The sequence below is a fragment of the Candidatus Clostridium helianthi genome (genome assembly GCF_045310795.1).
Taxonomy (GTDB): domain Bacteria; phylum Bacillota; class Clostridia; order Clostridiales; family Clostridiaceae; genus Clostridium; species Clostridium helianthi.
Genome location: NZ_JBJIAB010000024.1, coordinates 67,355 through 89,483 on the forward strand (window position 1 = coordinate 67,355; position 22,129 = coordinate 89,483).

General features: G+C 30.0%; 18 protein-coding genes and 1 riboswitch. All 18 genes read right to left on the reverse strand.

Annotated features, from left to right (window positions below; all coding sequences use genetic code 11):
* Positions 1–193: 193 nt before the first annotated feature.
* Positions 194–2,122, reverse strand: coding sequence for an ABC transporter ATP-binding protein (locus tag ACJDTP_RS17470; protein WP_406761953.1), 1,929 nt, complete (start codon positions 2,120–2,122; stop codon positions 194–196).
* A complete protein-coding gene (locus ACJDTP_RS17475; RefSeq protein ID WP_406761954.1) occupies positions 2,119–3,894 on the reverse strand; it encodes an ABC transporter ATP-binding protein in 1,776 nt (591 codons plus the stop codon). The genes ACJDTP_RS17470 and ACJDTP_RS17475 overlap by 4 nt, the downstream gene beginning before the upstream one ends.
* Before the next feature lie 13 nt (positions 3,895–3,907).
* Positions 3,908–4,351, reverse strand: a complete 444-nt coding sequence (locus tag ACJDTP_RS17480) for a MarR family winged helix-turn-helix transcriptional regulator (protein WP_065416912.1) — start codon at positions 4,349–4,351, stop codon at positions 3,908–3,910.
* A 616-nt stretch (positions 4,352–4,967) separates the two neighbouring features.
* A complete protein-coding gene (locus ACJDTP_RS17485) occupies positions 4,968–5,972 on the reverse strand; it encodes an ABC transporter substrate-binding protein (RefSeq protein WP_406761955.1) in 1,005 nt (334 codons plus the stop codon).
* Entirely contained in the window at positions 5,953–6,735 is a 783-nt protein-coding gene (locus tag ACJDTP_RS17490; RefSeq protein ID WP_406761956.1) for an ABC transporter permease, read from the reverse strand. Before ACJDTP_RS17490 ends, ACJDTP_RS17485 begins: the two co-directional genes overlap by 20 nt.
* Position 6,736: 1 nt before the next feature.
* Complete coding sequence (locus tag ACJDTP_RS17495) at positions 6,737–7,498, reverse strand: ABC transporter ATP-binding protein (protein WP_406761957.1); 762 nt, start codon at positions 7,496–7,498, stop codon at positions 6,737–6,739.
* On the reverse strand, positions 7,499–8,167 hold the full coding sequence (tenA, locus tag ACJDTP_RS17500; protein ID WP_406761958.1) for a thiaminase II: 669 nt from the start codon (positions 8,165–8,167) through the stop codon (positions 7,499–7,501).
* A 91-nt stretch (positions 8,168–8,258) separates the two neighbouring features.
* Positions 8,259–8,356: riboswitch (TPP riboswitch) on the reverse strand.
* 51 nt (positions 8,357–8,407) lie between these two features.
* On the reverse strand, positions 8,408–10,342 hold the full coding sequence (locus tag ACJDTP_RS17505; protein ID WP_406761959.1) for a Cache 3/Cache 2 fusion domain-containing protein: 1,935 nt from the start codon (positions 10,340–10,342) through the stop codon (positions 8,408–8,410).
* 217 nt (positions 10,343–10,559) lie between these two features.
* Positions 10,560–11,756: an enoyl-ACP reductase FabV gene (gene fabV / locus ACJDTP_RS17510; RefSeq protein ID WP_406761960.1), complete on the reverse strand. Its 1,197-nt coding sequence runs from the start codon at positions 11,754–11,756 to the stop codon at positions 10,560–10,562.
* A 32-nt stretch (positions 11,757–11,788) separates the two neighbouring features.
* Positions 11,789–12,013: a hypothetical protein gene (locus tag ACJDTP_RS17515; RefSeq protein ID WP_026889638.1), complete on the reverse strand. Its 225-nt coding sequence runs from the start codon at positions 12,011–12,013 to the stop codon at positions 11,789–11,791.
* A 385-nt stretch (positions 12,014–12,398) separates the two neighbouring features.
* Positions 12,399–13,355 carry a tRNA dihydrouridine synthase gene (locus tag ACJDTP_RS17520; RefSeq protein ID WP_406761961.1) on the reverse strand — a complete coding sequence of 319 codons (957 nt, stop codon included), beginning with the start codon at positions 13,353–13,355 and terminating at the stop codon, positions 12,399–12,401.
* A gap of 535 nt (positions 13,356–13,890) precedes the next feature.
* Positions 13,891–14,508 (reverse strand): LysE/ArgO family amino acid transporter, encoded by a 618-nt coding sequence (locus tag ACJDTP_RS17525; protein ID WP_406761962.1) that lies wholly within the window; start codon positions 14,506–14,508, stop codon positions 13,891–13,893.
* Positions 14,509–14,615: 107 nt separating this feature from the next.
* A complete protein-coding gene (gene pdxR, locus ACJDTP_RS17530) occupies positions 14,616–16,091 on the reverse strand; it encodes a MocR-like pyridoxine biosynthesis transcription factor PdxR (RefSeq protein ID WP_406761963.1) in 1,476 nt (491 codons plus the stop codon).
* Between the two features lie 215 nt (positions 16,092–16,306).
* Positions 16,307–17,539: an adenylosuccinate synthetase gene (locus ACJDTP_RS17535; protein WP_406761964.1), complete on the reverse strand. Its 1,233-nt coding sequence runs from the start codon at positions 17,537–17,539 to the stop codon at positions 16,307–16,309.
* A 136-nt stretch (positions 17,540–17,675) separates the two neighbouring features.
* Positions 17,676–18,599, reverse strand: coding sequence for a hypothetical protein (locus ACJDTP_RS17540; protein ID WP_406761965.1), 924 nt, complete (start codon positions 18,597–18,599; stop codon positions 17,676–17,678).
* Between the two features lie 155 nt (positions 18,600–18,754).
* The gene (locus ACJDTP_RS17545; RefSeq protein WP_406761966.1) at positions 18,755–19,768 is read right to left on the reverse strand and encodes a hypothetical protein; all 1,014 of its coding nucleotides are present in this window, start codon (positions 19,766–19,768) and stop codon (positions 18,755–18,757) included.
* 60 nt (positions 19,769–19,828) lie between these two features.
* Complete coding sequence (locus ACJDTP_RS17550) at positions 19,829–21,298, reverse strand: nicotinate phosphoribosyltransferase (protein ID WP_406761967.1); 1,470 nt, start codon at positions 21,296–21,298, stop codon at positions 19,829–19,831.
* Between the two features lie 11 nt (positions 21,299–21,309).
* On the reverse strand, positions 21,310–21,849 hold the full coding sequence (locus ACJDTP_RS17555) for a cysteine hydrolase family protein (protein WP_406761968.1): 540 nt from the start codon (positions 21,847–21,849) through the stop codon (positions 21,310–21,312).
* Positions 21,850–22,129: the final 280 nt, after the last annotated feature.

Consider the following 22,129-nt stretch of genomic DNA (forward strand, 5'->3'; position numbering starts at 1 on the left):
GAGTAATTTAATTTATTTTTTAATGTATATATGGGTATCAAATCAACTTATTAGATAAATGTATTTACAAAGTTGATAAAATTTTAAGTTTATATCTTCACTAGAAATCATTTATAAAAATCCATTTCCTTATATAAAAATAAAGGATAGTAAACAATATTACTATCGTCCACTATCCTTAAAATATTATAATTTACATTACTTCACTATCTAAATTTGCTCCAGAGAATTGGCTGTTGTAAAGATCTGCATAGAAACCTTTCTTTGCAAGAAGTTCATTATGGTTACCCATTTCTATGATACTTCCCTTATTCATAACTAGAATTAATTCTGCATCCCTAATTGTAGAAAGTCTATGTGCAATAACAAAACTTGTTCTGCCTTTCATAAGTTCTGTCATAGCTTTTTGTATATAAACTTCTGTTCTTGAGTCAACACTACTTGTAGCCTCATCAAGAATCATTATAGTAGGATTTGCTAGAATTGCTCTAGCTATTGTAAGAAGCTGCTTCTGGCCTTGAGATATATTAGAAGCTTCTTCGTTTAATATTGTATTATATCCATCTGGAAGAGTTTTAATAAAGTGATGAGCATGTGCTGCTTTTGCTGCTTGAATAACTTCTTCTTCAGTAGCACCTTCTCTACCATAAGCTATGTTATCCATTATAGTTCCGTTAAATAACCATGTATCTTGAAGAACCATACCAAACATGTTATGAAGTGCACCTCTTTTTATATCTCTGATATCTACACCATCGATCATTATCTTACCAGAATTTATTTCGTAGAAACGCATAAGTAAGTTAACAAGTGTAGTTTTACCCGCTCCAGTCGGTCCTACAATTGCAATTGTATGACCTTGCTTAACATCAAGGTTCATGTTTTCAATAAGTGGTTCTTCTGGTTTATAGCTAAAATCGACATTATCAAATTTAACTTCACCTTTAGGGAATTCTATAATCTTAGCATCAGCAGTATCTGGAATCTCCTCAACTTCATCTAAAAGTTCAAAAACTCTTTCTGCAGATGCAACTGTTGATTGAATTATATTAGCAATATTAGCAGTTTGAACTATTGGCTGTGTAAATTGGTTTGAATATTGAATAAAAGCTTGAATATCACCAATACTAATTTTTCCGAGTGTAGCCAAATATCCACCTACAACACAAACTATTACATAACCTATATTACTTACAAATCTCATCATTGGCATTATTATACCTGATATGAATTGTGCTTTCCATCCAGCTTTATAAAGTCTATCATTAATATTTTCAAACTCTTTTATTGAATCTTTTTCATGTCCAAAAACCTTAACTATTTTATGTCCTGTATACATTTCCTCTACATGACCATTAAGTTCTCCTACTTCTTTTTGTTGAGCAGCAAAAAACTTTTGAGAATGCTTAGCAACAAGTGTTGTTATTACAATATAAAGTGGTAATGTTAATATTACTACTAATGTCATTATTGGACTTATAGTTAACATCATGATAATAACACCAACAATAGTTACTATAGATGTAATAAGCTGAGTCAAACTTTGTTGAAGTGTTGTTGAAATATTATCAACATCATTTGTCACACGACTTAAAATTTCACCATGAGTTCTTGAATCAAAAAATTTAAGTGGTAAACGTGAAATTTTATCTTCAACTTCTTTTCTTAGGTTGTATACTGTTTTTTGAGCAACTCCTGCCATAATATATTGTTGAAGGAAGCCAAAAAGTGTACTGATTACATATAAGCCAAGTAGTAACAAAAGAATATCTCCTATATATTGAAAATCAATACCTGGCACTGGAATATTACCTGTTTTTCCTGCTTTAAGTAATGCAGCATTTTGAGACATTACAGTAAATCTTCCTACTAATCCTTCAACTAATCTAGTTATAGCTTTACCTGAAATTTTAGGTCCTACTATATTAAATATAGTGCTCGCTATAGCAAATATAAAAACTAAAATGAAATTCATTCTTTGTGGTTTTAAATAATTTAAAAGTCTTTTTAATGTCCCTTTAAAATCCTTAGCTTTTACTTTTGGGCCAGCAAAAGATCCCATTGGACCACCGCCAAAACCGCCACCTGATCTTTTATTTACTCTATTACGATTTTCACTCATGATAATTCCTCCTCTGAAAGTTGTGATGATACAATCTCAGAATATACCTTACAACTGTTTAATAGCTCTTTATGAGTTCCAATACCTGCAATTTGTCCTTCATCTAAAACTATAATTCTATCTGCATCCATAACAGTTGCAACTCTTTGCGCTACAAGAATTACAGTTGATTTTACTGTTTCCTTTTTTAATGCTGCACGAAGTCTTGCATCTGTTTTAAAATCAAGGGCTGAAAAACTATCATCAAAGATGTATATCTCTGGTTTTCTAACAAGAGCACGTGCTATTGATAAACGTTGCTTTTGTCCTCCTGATACGTTAGTTCCTCCTTGAGCAATTAAATGCTCATATCCATCATCCATTCCATTTATGAAATCTGTTGCTTGAGCTACTTCTGCCGCATGCTTAATTTCTTCCATACTAGCATCGTCTTTACCGTATTTTATATTTTCAGCAATAGTTCCAGAGAAAAGAACAGTTTTTTGAGGTACAAAACCTATTTTAGCTCTTATACTTTCCTGACTCATTTCCCTTACATCAATACCATCAACAAGAACTGAACCACTCGTAACATCGTAAAAACGTGGTATCATATTAATTAATGTCGATTTTCCTGAACCAGTACCACCAATTATAGCTGTTACCTCTCCAGGTTTCGCACTAAATGATATATTACTAATAGCTTCTTGCTCTGCACCTGGATAGCTAAAGCTTACATCTTTAAATTCAACATAACCGCCTTCATTTTCATTTAATAATGGCTTTTTAGGATCTATAATTTCAGATTCCATATCTAGTACTTCATTAATTCTTACTGCTGAAGCTTGAGCTCTTGGAATCATTATAAATACCATACCAAGCATTAAGAAACCAAATAAAATCTGCATTCCATATTGCATAAAGGCTATTAATGACCCAACTTCCATATTTCCTGAATCTATTCTTATACTTCCAAACCAAATTACTGCAACAGTTGTAGCATTCATGATAAACATCATTATTGGCATTAAAATTGCCATAATTTTATTTACTTTTATAGCATTATTCATTAAATCTTTATTTGCATCGTCAAATCTAACCTTTTCAGTATTTATACGGTTGAAAGCACGAACTACTCTTATTCCTGTAAGGCTTTCACGTAGTACTAAGTTTAATTTATCTATTTTAACTTGCATCAATTTAAATAAAGGCATTGCAAATTTTAAAGTAAGCCCTATTATAACTGCAAGTAGTGGAATTACTACCGCAAAGATCCATGTTAGAGTTACATTCTCTCTTAAAGCCATAACAACTCCACCTAAAGCTGTCAATGGTGCGAAAAGTGCAATTGAAAACATCATTATTGTAACTGATTGAACCTGTGTAACATCATTTGTAGTTCTTGTTATTAAAGTAGCTGTTCCAAATTTATCAAATTCATTTAAAGAAAAACTTTCAACTTTTGAGAATAATTTATTACGAATTATTTTAGCAAAGCCTATTGCAGTTCTTGAAGATAAAAATGATGCTATAATTGCACAAATTGCACCTCCAAGAGATACAAGCAGCATTAATCCTCCTATTCTTAAAATATAATCAACTCCACTATATTCACCGTTATAACCAAGGAACGATATAGTTTGAACTACGTCTTTTTGAACAATTCCTTTATCAACTATATCAGCCATTAATGTAGGCAGATATAAGTTTGCAATTACTTGTGTAAAAACTAATAAAACAATTATTATTATATTAACTGTGTACTGTTTTAAAAATCTAAACAATTTAATCATTAGCGCACTCTCCTTAATTAGTGTTATTTTCACTTAAAAGTCTTTTGAATATTATTAGTCCCTCAGAAATCTTATTAAGCTCTTCTTGTGTTCCTTGATTTAGTATACTCTCAATATTATGTTCAATTTGTTTATTAAAATTCTTATGCATTTCAATGAATTTCGGAGATATACTTACATAGACAACTCTCTTATCATCTTCACTTCTTTCTCTTATAACAGCATCCTGTTCTTCAAGTTTATCAATAATACCTGATACTGTACTATTAGGTAAATGTAGCTGCTTACTTAATTCAGTCACTTTCATCTTCTTATTTTTATGTAATAGTCCAATAACCATACCTTGAGGAGCTGTCATTCCAGTCCGCTCAATTATTTTTTTCATATTTATTCTAAATAAACTCATTACTTCTTGAAATAATCTTGACACCTCTATACTTTCATTAATAATCTCCATATAATTCCCACCTCTTTTTATATTTCGTATTCAAACATTTCGCATACGAATATTTCACTTTCGAAATAAATTATATCTCTATAAATATATTTTGTCAATTAATAAAAATAAAAAACTCCAAAAAACAGAAATTTCTCACTCCTAATCTCTAAATCTAATTAGTTTATAAAGTATAATTTTAAGTAAAATAAAAAAAGATACCGAATTACAATAAATTCAGTATCTTTTTTAAATAATTTCTCAGTTTTTATCTAAATATGGATAAATAACTTAAGAATTAAACTTATTAGATAAACATATTAACAAAGTTGCTAAATCTTTAAGTTCATATTTTCACTAGAAATCATAAATATATTTGTGTAGAAAACATTTGAAAATGAGCTGTTAAAGGTTCCTAGCTGTAGGTTGTTCCATTTTAGCTTGTGAAGTGAGAGTCCAAAATTTTATTTTGGGTTCTCGAACTTCCTCAGCGAATGTAATGAGTCGAGCTTCCCTTGGAAAGTTGGAGCATGCTAAAATGGATACAACCTGCTGCTTAGAACCTTCAGCGATATTTTCATAGCTTTTCGGAATCAAAATATTTATGATTTCGATGAGCTATACGCATAAGTATAAATTATTGAAACACATCTTTACTATCTACATCACCTTGAAGTAAATTCTTATCTTTTAACCATTTAATATTGTTGTTCCAATTTTCTTTATCTTGACTTAAGAATTTACCACTTTCATTTTCCATAAGAGGTAAAAGTATCTCTAAGCTCTTCTTTTCTGTCTCTTCATCTAATGGGAAACTTTCATTTTGAGCCTTCAATATTAAATCTAAAGCCTTATCAGGATTCTTTTGAGTATATTCAAATCCTTTTTTAGCAGCTCCTAAGAACGCTTGTATTGTATCATTATTATTTTTAATTGCGTCATCACTTGCAACAAATGCTAATTCGTAGTTATTTGGCACACCAAAGTCTGCTGGCGCAAAAGTTTCTAATTCAATACCTTTTTTCTCTAATAATATTTTTTCATGGTTTATATATCCACCTATAATTGCATCAACTTGTTTTGTTTCGATTCCAGGCATTAAGTCATATCCAACATCTACAAATTCAACCTTTGATGGATCTCCACCAGCTTGTGCTACCATTGCTTTAACAGTCTCTTTATCGATATCAAAAGATGCATATCCAACTTTTTTTCCTTCTAAATCTTTTAATGTTTTAACTCCTGAATCTTTACGAACCATTAGTTGATTTAATGAACTTCTAACTATTGCTCCAACAGATTTAACAGGAATATTTTCGCCTCTCGCTAAGATAATTTGTTTAGGATAGCTTATTGCTAAATCAGCTTTTCCTGCTGCTACTAATTTAATTCCATCATCTGTACCTGCAGGTGTAATTAAGTTAACCTTTAATCCTGCTTCTTTAAAGTATCCTTGCTCTTCTGCTGCATATAAAAATGAATGAACTGCATTTGGGTACCAGTCTAAAAGAACATTAACTTCTTTAAGTTCTTTGGTAGCACTCTTCTCTTCCTTATTATTGGAAGCACTAGAGCACCCGCTAAATACTAAACTAACTAACATAACAAATAGTAAAAATATACTAAGCTTTTTTAATTTCATGATTGTCCTCCTTCAATCCTCTTCTGTATTTTAATAAAATCTTTTCTAGCAAAAATCCTACAGAAAATAGAATTAACCCTAGAAATGATAAAACTAACACTCCTGCAAAAACAGAATCTGCCTGAAGCATTCCTGCTGCTCTCTTAATATATATACCTAATCCCTTTTCAGCACCTAGCCATTCTCCAATGGTAGCCCCTGAAATACTGTAGGTAGCAGCTATTTTAAAACTACTTAAAAAATTAGGTAATACGGAATTCATATGGAGTTTAAAAAATATTTGAAATCTATTTCCTCCAAGAGCTTTTAAAACATCTTCTAAATCTCTATCTACACTATTTAATCCATCTAATGTACTTATAACTATAGGGAAAAAACAAAATAATATTACCACTGCTACCTTTGACCATATAGTATATCCAAACCACATAACCATAATTGGAGATAAAGCTATAGTCGGAATTGTTTGCGAAAAAATTATAATTGGATATAAAGTTTTCGAAACATTTCTCCAAAGGTATATAGAAAGTGCGCAAGATATACCTATAATTACGGATGCAATAAGCCCTAATAATGCTTCACCTAGTGTGATAAGAGAATGTTTATATATTAAATCTTTTTGATCTACTAAAGCCTTTATGATTTCAGAAAATCTAGGCAAAATAAAATTCGGCACCTTAAAATATGGTATTATAAATTCCCAGGCCAAAATTATAATTATCAAAAATATTAAAGGAAATATATAGTCTTTAATTTTTCTCATTCTATATCCCCCCTTTATTTTCTTCTAAGGAGTCAAGAACATTTAAAATATCTCTTTTTAGCTCAATAAACTCACTAGAAAGTGTGGTCTCATAATTCCTTGGTCTTTCAATATTTACATCTATAGATTTTAGATTTCTATATGGAAGCTCCGTACAAATAAGAATTCTATCTGATAAAAGTAAAGCTTCCTCTATATCATGAGTTATCATGAACACAGTATTACTTTGTCTTTGACAAAGATCTAAAAGCCATGACTGCATCTTTCTTCTTGTTAACGCATCTAAAGAAGAAAATGGCTCATCCAATAAAATTATGGAAGGATTATTTACTATTGCTCTTAAAAATGAAGCTCTCTGCCTCATACCACCTGATAATTCATGTGGATAATATTTTTCAGTTTCCTTAAGTCCAAAACCCTCAAAGTATGTAGCTGCCACTTTTCTGGCTTCTTTCTTACTATAACCATTTAATTCAAGTCCAATTGCTGTATTGTCAAGAATATTTCTCCAAGGCATTAAAGAATCTTTTTGAGGCATATATCCTATAATATTTTTATTACCATCTTTTAATATATCTATTTTACCCTTTTGTGGCTTTAATAGTCCTAAAATTAATCGAAAAAGGGTACTTTTGCCTGTGCCACTAGGTGCAATAATTGTGACAAATTCATTTTTATTTATATCAAAAGACAAGTCATCTACTATTAATTTTCCAGAATCCTTATATCCAAAGGATAAATTATTAATTTCCAATGCTTTCATCTAAATAACCCAACTTTCCTTTTTGTAGCACCCATCCCAAAACATATATTCATATTTTGAAGATATAATGAAAATTTCTTCTAATTTTTGAAGTTGTCTTTCTGGAAGCCCTTCTGCTAGTTTATCCATAAGTTTTATGCACCAATCATTTTCCTTGTTATATTCTTCTGTTGCATACGTAAGTATCCATTCACTGTAAAGTGGATGCTCTAATGCCTTACTATTCTTTGCTAAGGTTTTCCCAATAAATGCATAGCTCCACATACATGGAAGCAGCGCTGCTACTAGTTCAGCTAACGATCCTTCTGATGATACCTGTAACATAAACTTTGTGTATGACAAATTGCTTGCATTTGGCTTTGTGGCCTCTAGTTCTTCCCTAGTTATTCCAAACTTCTTTGCATATTCAGTATGTGCATCCATTTCAATATTTACTATAGCATTTGCACATTTAGCAAAGGCTTGTATATCTTCTAATGAATCTGCTTTAACCATACCTAATGCAAAAAGCTTCATATAATCTATTAGATAAACATAATCCTGTTTAACGTAAAAGCAAAACTTATCTTCCTTTAAAGTCCCCTCACTAAGTTCCTTAAGAAAAGGATGCTCCAAGCATGCTTCCCAAATAGGTTTACCTTTCAATAATAATCTTTGTGAAAATTGCATAAAAAAACTCCTTTCAAACAGTACTAAAATACCATTGAAAAGAGTTAATAATCTAATTAAATTGTAAATCTACTACCTTTAGATTTAGCTTTATATTATCTTATAACTTCCCTTCGCTGGCATTACCCAGTGCAGGTTCAAAGGGTCTGAAAACTCATCTCAGCCATTCTGGCTCCCCTAGTACTCGTCTAAATTTTATACTCAAAGCTTAAAAATGTCAATGAAAATTTACCATCTTCTTTAGCTATATATGTCCGAAAACTCAATATTTATATTTTCAACCTTTGATTGGTTTGAATAACCATTCTTGTTTTTCTTACCTTTATCTTCTGGAACGATCTTTACAGGAAGACATATAATGAATTCTGTACCTTGTCCATAGACACTTTTTACTTCTATTGTTCCTTCATGCATCTCAACTAAGGCTTTAACTATGGATAACCCAATTCCGCTACCTTCATGGCTTCTATTTAATAATCGTTCTACCTGCTTAAATCGTTGGAAAAGCTGAGATACTTTTTCCTCTGGAATTCCTCTTCCTGTATCTTTTACAGAAATAACGATATAATCATCCATATCATATAAATTAACACTTATTTTGTCTCCTGGTTCAGTGAATTTAGTAGCATTGGAAATTAGATTAAGCAAAATTCTTTCTAATTTTTCCTCATCAAAAGCCATAATTTTTTCTTCATTATCTGTATCAAATATTATTGTTCTAGACATATACTCTACATATTCAGCAGTTGATTGTGTTATATCCTCTACAACCTGTACTATATTGCCATTTTTCAATTCTAGTTTCATATAACCTGAATCAATCTTTGTTATATCTATAAGATTATTCACCAATCTTACCAACCTATAACAGTTTTGCTTTATACTATTTGTATAATTCTTCATTTTCTCAGTATTTAAATCCTCATCTCTATTTATAAGTACATTAAATAACTGAGCTGTTGAAAATATAATATTTAAAGGTGTCCTTAATTCATGTGACATATTAGCAATAAATTCCGTTTTTAATTTTTCATATTGCACAGTTTCTTCTAGTAATCTTTTATTTTCTGCCAGCATATTATTAAAACTATTTGCTAAAACTCCTATCTCATCTTTACTATCTATATTACATCGTATTGTTAAATCACCTTTACTCGCTATCTCCATGCAAGATTTCAACTTGTTAATAGGCTTAACTAATGTATTAGCTAAAAATAATGCTATAATTCCGCCTAAAACAATGATTATTCCCCCAGTAGCTATTGTGGTCGTCAAAATTGATTTTGCTGAAGAGTTTAATTCCTCATAATCTGCTGTAGTAACTACATACCAATGCCAAGCTTCAAAATACTGATAATATCCTAATTTCTTAACTCCGTTATAAGTGTACTCAATCATTCCACTTTTTTCATTATGCATTTTTTGAACAAAATCGTAGTCACTTACATTCTTTCCACTATCAGATGGATGAAGAATTACATTTCCTTCAGAGTCTAGTATGTACGCATATCCAGTCTTCCCTAATTTAATATTGCTTAATGTCTTGTCTAAATAATCATTACTAATTTTATTCCCTAACCCTATTGCCCCTATTACTTTTTTATCTTTATCTAATATTGGCTTCATTCTCGTTAAATATCCAATTCCTTCTATTCTAATATCACCAATATATTCTTCATTATTTAGTGTCTTTTTATAAGCCTCAGTATCGCTTGAAATATATGTACCTAATATCCTATTACCATTATTAAATACGGTAGTAGAAACCCTTATTAGTTTATCATCTTGCAATAAAAACATTGTTGCTATACTACCTGTTGATTGTTTTAGTTTGTCAACTATAGTATTATCTAAGGATATTCTTTGATTTCCTGAATATAAAACTGGTAAGTTAAAATCTCCAACTTTTACGATTTCATTGTAATCAACTCTCATATCAGTTAAATTGTTTAGTACGTTGTTTGCAAAATTTAAATCTCCATAAGATTTCTCTGTAAGCAAATCATTTCTTACACTCAAAGTTGTGATAATTGATTCTGTTAAACGCTGACTTTTTTCGTTTACCTCTTTAAAAACTGCTTTATTAGATTTATTCCCAATTAACAACCCCAATACACTTACAGCAAATACAATTAATGTCAAATAGCTAACGATAAGCTTATATTTTATTCTCATTTTAAAACACTTCTCCCTAGTTAATTATAGTTAATTATGTTTATAAACACTAAAATCAAATACAACCATAATATACATAGCTATTTGATTTATTGTATATCCGGATAATTATACCACATGTGCACTGTTTTTTGAAATATTATTATCTCTCTAAAATATATTTATAAAAAAATAAGAAGTATCATTTTGATACTTCTTAACATAAACCTTCATTAACCTATGGTTCTAGCCTTTTTAACGCTTCTATATCAATGTCTTCACTATAATCGACTCCATCAATTTCAAAACCATTTAACTGCATAAATTCCTTTTTATATCCGTCATAATCCGATAATATTTTAAAGTTATCTGAAGTTATTTTTTCCCATAATTCATTAACTTCACTTTGTACATCTTCTCTAAGTTCCCAATCATCCATTCTTAATCTTCCACTATCATCAAATTCAAGTGGATTTTCTCCATATATCTTATCAGCAAACATTCTTTGCATTTGCATAATGCAGTTTTCATGTAAATTCTTTTCTTTCATTACTTTATATAATACCGCTGCATACAATGAGAAAGAAGGTATATATGCACTTGCCTTAGTAACAATTGCCTTATTTACAGAAACAAAAGCCTTTCCATTAATTTTCTTTTTCCACTCTTTATCTATTTGAAGTGCAGAATTCTCAAGATGGCGTTTAGCCTCCCCTATTGTACCTTCCCTATAAATTTTATATGTTCTTGATGCTCCTATATATGAATACGAAATTGTTATAGCATTATCAGAGAGACAATCATTTTCAAGGAGTAGTTTACACCACTCACTCCAATCTTCACCTCCCATTACTTTTTTCGTTGCTTCTATCTCTTTATCAGTTGCTGAATTAACTTTAGTCGTAACAAGTTCATCTGTCTCCATATCAATTGTCGGCCCCTGAAATTCTCCAGATGTAGTTTTTAAAGTTGAATCGTATATAGTACCTGTCTTAGGATCTTTTCTTCTTGGCGATGCCAAACTATAAATGAGTAAATCAATCTTTCCAAACTCATCCTTTATATATTTTATAACATTTTCTTTAACTTCATCTGAAAATGCATCTCCAATAAAGTTTTTTGCAATTAGTCCTTCTTTTTCTGCAAACTCTTTAAAAAATATATTATTATACCAACCTGCTGTTCCAGTTCTTCTATCTGTAATTCCTGTTTCAAACGAAACTCCAATTGTATCAGCTTTCGCTCCACCAAATGCTAAAGAAATTCTTGTAGCAAGGCCAAAACCCGATGATGCTCCAATAATCAGCACTTTTTTAGGACCGTGAAATTGCTTTGCATTCTTACAATATTCGATTTGGTTTAGTACTTCTTTTCTACATCCATATGGATGACTTGTTTTTGCTATTCCCTTAATTAATTCAGGTTTAAATATCATTCTATATCCTCCATTTATAAAATCTTCTTTGGCTAGTCTTTGTAAATCTTCGATAATATACTCTCCAGCGAATCACTTAAATATTTTTGATATTTCTTATTAGTTATATGAATCTCTATTTCATTCTTCTTTAGTATATCCACTAAGATTTTGTTTTTGGCATTTAAATCTGCCACTGCGAGAACAAGGTTTGCGATAATGTTTTGCATATCTGCATTTTTACCCCTGTATTTCTCAATTATTTCTTTAACACCCATATAATCACCCCCTGATACAATAAATTATAAAAATATCAGTGATTATATTCCAAATTTTATAAATATATATTTTGCAATGCACAATGTGCAATTCACATTTCATAATTCACAATTTTAAATTTTCAATTCATAATTCATAATTCATAATTAATGGTAAAATTCTTGCAATATTTTTGGAATTATAATGAAAAGTTATTTTTCCAATATATATTGTTCCCTTTAATATGTATTGATAGCAATAACTAATCATAACTATTTTACTCTTATTTTCTATAATAAACAGTACTTAAGCATAAACTTCATTTATACAGAAATTTAGCCCATTAAAAACTATCTTAATCTATGAGATAATTTAAGCATTAAAATCTATATGATAATTGAACCATTAAAATCCATGTATATCCGTTTTCTTTATATCAAGTTCCTGAAACATGCTTGATATGATTCCCTTATATTCCTGTAAATTATTTGTCTTTCTTATCTTTTTAGCATATTTATCACTATTAGTAAATATATGTATCATATAAAACCATAATTCTTTCATTTTAAATAAGACATTTCTATCACCCGAAAGAACTTCTTCATATCCTATGCAGACTTTATCATGAAATGCCTTCATTAATTCTTTATCCATAAGACGATTGGTCTTAATTTCTTCAATCAAGCCCGGATTTGCAATAAGTCCTCTACCAAGCATTACTGTTTCAAGCTTGGGATAAGTTTCTGATAATTGAGTATAATCTTCTGGATTAAAAATATCCCCATTATAACAAACAGGATTTTTACTTAATGCTAAGGCATCTTTAAACACTTTCATATTAGGCTTATTTTTATAAAAGTCTGTCTGAATTCTTGGATGAATTATAAGCTCCTCTAAAGGATACTTATTAAATATTTCAATTAACTCATAAAATTCATCTGGCGAATCCTTTCCAATTCTTGTCTTTATGGAAATTTTAGTTGATGCATTTGAAAATATATCTTCTAAAAATTCATCAAGCAGCTTTCTTTGTGCAAGAAATCCTGATCCCTTATACTTTGCAACAACAGTTCCAGATGGACAGCCTAAATTTAAATTAACTTCATCATATCCGAACTTAGTCAACTCATTTACAGTATCAGTGAAATACTCAGAATTATTAGTAAGTATCTGAGGAATAACATTGATTCCTTGATTATGCTCAGGCAGCACATCGTTTAGCTCTCTAGAAGTAAAGCTCTTATTCTTAGTTGGCGATATGAATGGCATAAAGTACTTATTAATTTGTCCAAAAAAAGTTTCATATGCATTCCTATATATATATCCAGTAACACCTTCTAATGGTGCAAAATAATATTTCATATCATGAATCTCCTCATTATGTAAGTAATTTCACCTATATTGTATCCAACAAATACATTTTTGTATATAGATATATCAGCTATAATCCATACTTATGCGTATAGCTCGCCGAAATGAATAATATACTTTTGTTCCAGTTTCTGGGTAATTCTGATGAGTGATTCTAAGGCTATAAAGTTGCACCCAAAGTGCTAGCCTCAAAGAACAAGCTTTGAACTAGCACATTTGGAACAACTTATAGCCAAGAATCACATCCATCAAAATTACCAATGAAACATTCCACAAAAGTATAGTACTCATTTCTTGTTGGATATATTTCATAGTCTAAGTATAGTTTATGACTGTGTTATCTATAGATAAACAACTTAAGAATTTCATTTATACTTTGCAATAAATACCATACTAGAAAGTAGAAACATTTTTATGCAGCAGGCAGCGAAATTTTCATAGTCCTGTGAAATAACAATGTTTCTACTTTCGGTGGATTATTGCATAAGTCTAGGTTATATATTGTTTATCTATAGCCACAAAAAAGCTATAAATATATTGCTTCAATAAATGAGTATCCTAATTTTAAGCCATAGAATATAAGTATTAATCCACAAACTATGTTGATCCATTTAATTATTTTATTAAATTTACTGCTAAACTTCCCTACGAATCCTGCAAGTCCACTAAACCATATGGCTGATGCCATGCATACCCCCAATATAAAGTACTTTGACATTTCTGCTGGAAGCGAAGCATTGAATCCACCTAATAATAAGGATCCATCAATTATTGCCTGAGGATTAAGCCACGTAACGGCAAAGCAAGAAATAGTTATTTTAATTAATGAATTATTACCGAGTTTTTTATCTTCTAATATTTGTGAAGATGATCTTATTAATCCAGTTCCTATGTAAATTATAACAACAAATCCAAATAGAAGTATTGCCAATTTTAATAGATAGTATTTTTGAATAAGCACCCCTATTCCAAAAAAGCATGAAATCGCTAGTGAAATATCAAATAAGATAGTTATAAGTGCAACTTTATATGTTTCAGCCTTACTTTTTTGCATAGCAGTGTTTATTACATATAAGTTTTGTGTTCCTATTGGTGCCACATAAGCAAGTCCAAATAGAAGTCCTTGTAATAAGTATTTAATCATAATTCACCCCCTTTATTAGTTCTTTTATTATTTTAACTAATAAAATATAAAAAGTCCCCAACCAAGATATTAGTTTATTACCCAACCAAAAGCAGCCATTGAAAAAATCAATAGCTGCTTTTACTTATATCATTGAAATAGCTCTTTTTTACTAATTCTGATAATATCCTTAACCCCTTTTCTAACTCTTCTAATGATGCATATGAATATGAAATTCTTAAATTTTGACTATTAGAAAAATCATAAATATTTCCTGGATTAATCAATATTCCTTTTTCATAAGATAATTCAAATAGTTTATTTAATGATAATGATTTTTTTAATTTTAACCAAATATAAAATCCGCCATGTGGTTTGCTCCATGTTGCTATGCCATCAAAATACCTCTTTAAAATATTTAGTGTAGCATCTCTTCGAATTTTCAGCTGGTTTCTTAGCTGTAGTAAATATTCATCATATAAGCCACTATCAATCAATTCAGCTAAGACTTCCTGAGATAAAGAACTTGTTCCATAATCCATCTGCATCTTAAGATCACTTAAATGTTCAATTACATTTTCTGGTCCAACTAGCCAACCAACTCTAAGACCTGCTGCTATAGATTTTGAAGCAGTGCCTAAATACATGACATTTCCATTTTTATCTTTTGATTTTAACGGTAGCGGTGGCTCTTTATCTAACCATAATTCTCTATATGCGTCATCTTCAATAATAGGAATTCTTTCTTTTGAACATATTTCTAAAATTTCATTTCTTCTTTCTTCTGTCATTACAATTCCAGTAGGATTTTGGAAAGTCGGTATAGTATATAATAAAGTTGAATTATCATTTTTCTTATTTTTTATAATTTCATTTGGCTTGATGCCAAAGTTATCCATTGAAACACTATTTAAATTCATTCCATATGATTGAAATAAATTAAGCGAACTCAAATATGAAGGCTTTTCAACAAGTATTGTAGATCCACTCTTTAAAATTCCCATAGAAATTAGCTGCAGTGCTTGCAATGATCCGGATACAATTAATATTTTTGATGGGGAAACATTTATATTATGCTTTTTCAGGTACTTGCTTATTGTTTCTCTTAAATGCAGTGATCCTTTTGGTTCTTCATAACCTAAATCTTTTACATTCTCCGAAACTTTGTTTAAAATAACTTTCATCATATCATGAGGATATAAATCACGAGAAAGTTCTCCTGTTCCTAACCGTATCATTCCATCTTTAAATTCTAATTGATTTATTTTTTGAATTGTAGGCAGGTTTGGCTTTTGTATACCACTTTGAATATAATTTTGCCATTTTAATGGTGAAATAGATGTAATTAGAGACCAGGTATTATTAACTATGACAGTTCCTATACCACTTTTACCTTCAATTAGTCCTTCTGCTTTTAATTCATCTAAAGCCTCTACAACAGTACTTCTATTTACTTCAAATATTTTTGCCAGCTCTCTTTGTGTTGGCAGTTTACTACCTACGTCCCATTCCCCTGTTGATATCATCGTCTTAATATAATTAACTATTTGCTGATATAATGGAATAGATAACATTTTATTTGGTTTCCAATTAACATTTAACATATAACTCCTATAATATATAGATAACCCAACTAAGACCTAAACTTATGCAGATAACTCGCCGAAATGAATAACATACTTCTGTTCCAGTTTCTAGTTGGGATATATTTCATAGTATAAATCTAACTTATAATTGGCTTATCTATAAAAACTATACTATTTATTTTAAATAAATTAATGATCCTATGCAAATTTGAGATTCAAATTGGTTATAATATTCAATCCTTATTCGAATATTTTACAATATTATCTCTAGATACTCCATAACTTAAATAACAATTATCAGGTTTGATCTTGCTAAGTATATCCTCTACAAACTCATTAGTATTCTTTAATAGAAGGTTATTATCTTTACAATACTCTGCCTTATTATTATCTATCTGATCTAGGCATGTTATTGCAATAGATTTACTTACATTGATTTTTTTATTCTTGCTCTTGAAGCTAATCTTATTATAATCATTTTCTATATTCTCCGATAATAAATCTATATCTAGTGGTGCAAATCTCAAAACACCTTGAAATTCATTTTGAATGTTAGTTAAATCTGTAATATTTTTGTATGGTTTCTCTTTCATTTCATTTGGCAATGGTCCTGCCCCATGTCTTGTTAAATAGCTCCTTGTTACATAGATTACTTCTATGTCAAGTTCACTGAGCTTTGCTTCTTCTAACAAATCTATCACATTGCTTACACCTGTTTTAGAATGGGTCACATAAGGAAAATATTTATAGTCCTCCGATAGCATTAATCCTTGTGCGCCTTCGAATATAGGAGTTTGATAATTTTCTAAAATACTTTCTATATTAGATAGCTCTATCTTTGATTTAAAATTATTATCAACATCATAAATAAAATGTTCTATTATATTTGCATCAAATAGTATGTTTATTAAATTATCATTGGAAGACTTTAAGTTTAACTGTTCAATCCTCTTATCTATATATTCTTTTTTTATAATCTCCAACTTATCTTTATAATTTCCGCTAAAAATATCACCGCAGGTTATTTTATATCTATCCATACTATTTCTTACAATCGACTCATTATACCCTAGTCCGCAACTTCCATGTTTATTATTTCCTCTATGTCTTTCTAATATCTGATTTAATAACATGTCTTGTGGTATAACTACAGGGCAATTTGTATCTATCATTGTATATGGAATAATTCCTATTTTATTAAGTTCATCATATTCTTTTAGAAATAACAAAGGATTGACTGAAAAATAACTGCTTAAAAAAGTTGGAATACCTTGTAAGCTTCCTGCTCCAAAATGTCCAAATACATGTCTTTTACCATCTGGTGTAACTACAGTATGACCTGCTTGAGCAGATGAATTGAATCGAATCACAACTGTGTTTTCATTCATAGAACACATGTAATCTGTCATTAGTCCTTTTCCTTCATCACCAAAATTAGAACCTATTATCACTTTTATAGATTTCATGCCAAGCTCTCCTTTCATAATATTAAAAATGGAGCTGTTCCATTAAGAAAATTGGCCACAGTATGTTGTATTAGGATTTTTAAATTTAATACAACATACTGTAGTTTTTATTCTTTGTGGAAAAGCTCCAATAACATTAAAACTTTACAAGTCCATCATCAGCTTTTGCATTTGGAACTAATTCCTTTATAGCATTTCTTATTATTAGGCTTGTACTTCCATCCCAACTATCAGAAACATTATCCTTGTCTTCTCCAGTTAATACTTGTAGTGTTGATACTATAAGTTCAGGCAATTTTGTATAATCTGACAATCTCAAAACTCTTTGGCCTAAAATATCATTCCATGACTTTATTACTTCATCTGGCTGATAACGCATATGACTTCCTTCTTCAATAATAATATGAAATACTTCATATTGCTTAGATACAAGCCTTAATAAATCTTGCGCTGACATGCTATCAGTTTGTATTGTATCTCCAAAGACTTTTTTAATTTCATTTTTAAGAACAGTCTTAGGGCACTCCTCATCTCCTATAGTAAATAGGTATCCCTTTTTTCCTCTTTTTATAAAATTATCACATTTTGTATGCATTCCAGCAAACCACCAAGGTAAAGTGTAACTTTCAGAGTTATTTCCTCCCCCTCCATGTTCAACATAAATTTTAGTTAACTCTTTTGCAATCCTTATATCGGCTTCAAATTGAGTTACCTGCAAAGGCGCTGAATCATATTTAACATCGCCAATTCCCATAAACATGATATGAGGGTCAGACACTGGCTTTCTGCTATATATTTCAGTAGCTAATTTTTCCAATCCTTCCCTTGCAATGCTATCTGCAATTATACCCATTGAACCAGTTACATCAAGTCCAATAATAATTGGCGTTGAGTTTGGATTGTCGCTGCTATCACAACTTTCCCTAAAACTTACTTTATACGGATTTAAACTTGGATCAAGTTTCCTCGCTGCAAAGACATCATCTACTGTTTTCTTTCCTTTTATAGTTGCACTTGCATAACTATCCCAAGCTTTTGAATCCCATCTTCCTGTTCCCATTTTAATACCTCCTAAATACTCATATATATTGCAGTTCACAATTCACAATGCACAATTTACAATGCATAATTCACATTTACACTTCCTAATTACAGCTAAAATTCTTGCAATATTTTTTTGAATTATGATGAAGAATTATTTTTGTAACATATATATTACTTGTTAATTTTCCTAGCATACAATTTATTTATATCAATATCCATTTCTACGAATTTTCTTTCTCCATAACTTTGCTTAATAACACTTTCCCAAAGCTTATACTCTTCCATTGGATTGTTTACTGAGACTCCTCTGACCCAATCAATAAGTGGCTTAGGTATATCAGAATCTTCAATAAAACTTATTCCGTTCTTATCTCCAAGCAACGTTCTTCCAATTAGCCTTATGGATTCTAAATCTAATAGAAATGTGCCTGTTTTAGATGACTTCATTTCTGGAGACATGATGCTATAAATTTCGCTAGGTACTCCAAGCATCTTTCCATCAATTGGAACTGTATACCACCATCCGCCTAACAAAAATCCACTATGATTTGATGGTGAAATATAATAATTATCAATATTTATTCCATTGTGTGATAGATTATTATAATATAGAAAACAAGTTATATTATATAAACTGCTTAGAATCCACATTACATGTCTTGATGGAACTTTGCTGCTATAATAATTTAATATATCTTTAAGAGAATAAGCATCTTCTGGCTTTTCTATAAGCAGTCCTATCTTCTTATCTATGGTTTCAAATTTCTTTAACACTTTCGGAAAATACTTTTCAAATTCAAATTTCATTTTGTTATTCTCGTATTTTAAGTTCTTGATTCTATCCAATGCATTTTCTAAAAAATCCTCGTGCTTTTTATCAATTAAATATAAAATTGATCTATTTCCAATAAAATATTTTCCTAATTCAAATGAATATTCTACATTATATTTCATTGAATATTTTTCGCCATCAGAACTTGTTATTTTAATTAATCCCTCTTCCATCCAGGTTCCATTCTCTAATAATTTAACAGTTTGAGAATATAATTCATTTATTTTACTTGTGACTTCTTTGTATTTCTCTGAATCCCTATGCAAATCTGGATGAAATATTTTAAGAAGATCAATGTGTTCTTTTTTAGCGGTTTCTTTATTACCTGTAAAAAGCTCATATGGGTAGTTCATTTCAAGAATCTCTTCAATAGTGTACAAAATTCTCATTCCCTTCTTAAAAATACAGTAAATTTAAAACTCTCCATGTAACTTATCTCTAATCTCTTTTAATGAATAATCTTTAATAAGCTTTCCATCTCTAAAAACTACTTCTAATAAATTGTCCTTACATTCCTCTTGTTCATTAATAGTAAGCTCGTCCTTATAAAGAATGTCCTCTCCATCCCTGTATACATAGCACATTCCTTTTTGAGATTTTTTAAAGTTTCCTGTGTCAGTTTTAGGATCTTTAAATATAAATTTTTCTTCACCATTTATTACTGCATGAGTTGCTTTCAGAGCAAATCCAAAAGTATCACGAGTATTATATTGATAGGTGTAAGAACCAATTCCAAATGTGCAATTGCTTACTGCAAATCCTTTTTGCTCAAGGCACTTACAGATTTCTTCACACCTTTCAACTGTGATACTATCACCATATATTGTTCCTATATGAGAATCTAAAACTTTATATCCTTTTGAATTAATTTCTCCACCAAATATATCCCATAAAAGTTCAACAGTCCCTTTATATGCTGGGCTATTATTGGGAACTTCACTATCACCACAGATTATTTTTACTGGATCTCCACTATCTCCTCTTATTACTACCTTTCCGTCTCTATTTAATATATCCTCCTTTAATATTGGAAGGATATTAGTAATAAGGTTCCAATAATCGTAGGTATCTGAAACTATACTTATGACACCACGTGGAAACACTTCATTAATTAATCTCTTGTAAGCCCTAAGTTCGTCAGTCCCATAAGTGCACATTACACTATGCTCAGTTGATGGAGTTCCAAGTCCAACTATCTCATTTTCAATGTTACAGTTATAATATTTTTCTAGATAAAGTATTGATGATATTGTTGCGGTTAAATCAAATGAAAGTAAATGCCCTGCACTGCTAACCTGTGCACTTTCAATTGAACTAAATCCTCTCATGCTAAAATCACCGCAAGCTTTTTTTACATCACCATTTTCAACAGTTAAATCAAAATACTTTTCAACAATTTCTCTATATCTATATGCTATTGTTGCACTTGTCATAGGCTGCCATATATTACAACTCATGAAGGTTTCCAAATAATTTACGAGCCAAGCAAATTCATCGTGAGTATTAGTGATTTCAATCATAGGTGTTTTTATATTTACTCTTGTTCCTTCTTGGACTGCTTTTATTTGTATAGGCAAATAACCTAAATCATGCAATTTTTCTATATGAGCTGTATCTGCTGCGATGCTTCCCATTGTTCTAGATATCACTCTCTTATATTCATTAATAATTTCATCCTTAGGGATAGCAAAGAAATTTTCATTAAAATATTCTATTAAATATTTTTTTATAAAAGATTGAAGCCCAAACATAACTACTTTATCCATGTTTTCTTTTCTAGACATTCTTGGAGTCCAATAACTTACAAGCTTTGTAAGTCCAGGTGCATAGCACATATGATGTATTGTTTTATAAAAATCAGTTAATAATAATGGATCTATCATTTATATCTCTCCTATCTTTTAACTTTAACACTTAGTGCTTCAATCACATCTAATGCTTTGTCATGAAGTCTATCATCAAAGCTTGCGCATAAAGTTCCATCTACAATTAAGTTCGCGTTTATATACTGAGATTGAAAGGTAACTACATTACTTATTACACACATGTTTGTTACAACTCCAACTAACTCTATTTCATCTATATCCTCACCAACATTCTTTGATATCTTTAACATGTCCGCTGGCGCTATTCCAAAAGAGTTTTTATTATAGTGAAAAGTATTCTCTACGCCCACAAATTCTTTTAACTTTCCATAAAGCTCATGACCTTCAGTATTTATATAACAATGAGGTACAGGTAAATTCTTTCCTTCTCTTGTTTCTAGATAATTTTCAAAATGAGTATCATAAGTGAACAAAACTTTATGACCATTTTCTAAATATTTTTTTACTTTATCATAAATACCTTGTTCTAATGTTTCCGCTTTTTTAAATCCTAAAGCTCCATCAACAAAATCTTTTTGATAATCTATAACCACTAATAATTTATTCATAATCGTCTCCCCAATCTCTATAATTTAATTTAAAAAATAATCTGATTATTTTTATATTGCAATTCACAATGCACAATTCACAATTACGGCTAAAATTCTTGAGATATTTTTATAACTATCCTGAAGAATTATTTTTGCAATATATATAATTGTTCAAATCACTGAAAACACTACAAATTGTTAACTTTTTATATTTTTTTCTTTAACCTGAATTATTCATAAAATTATATGAAACATGCTTTGCATGGCTCGTTAAGCTGTTCTTAACAAATTCAAAACT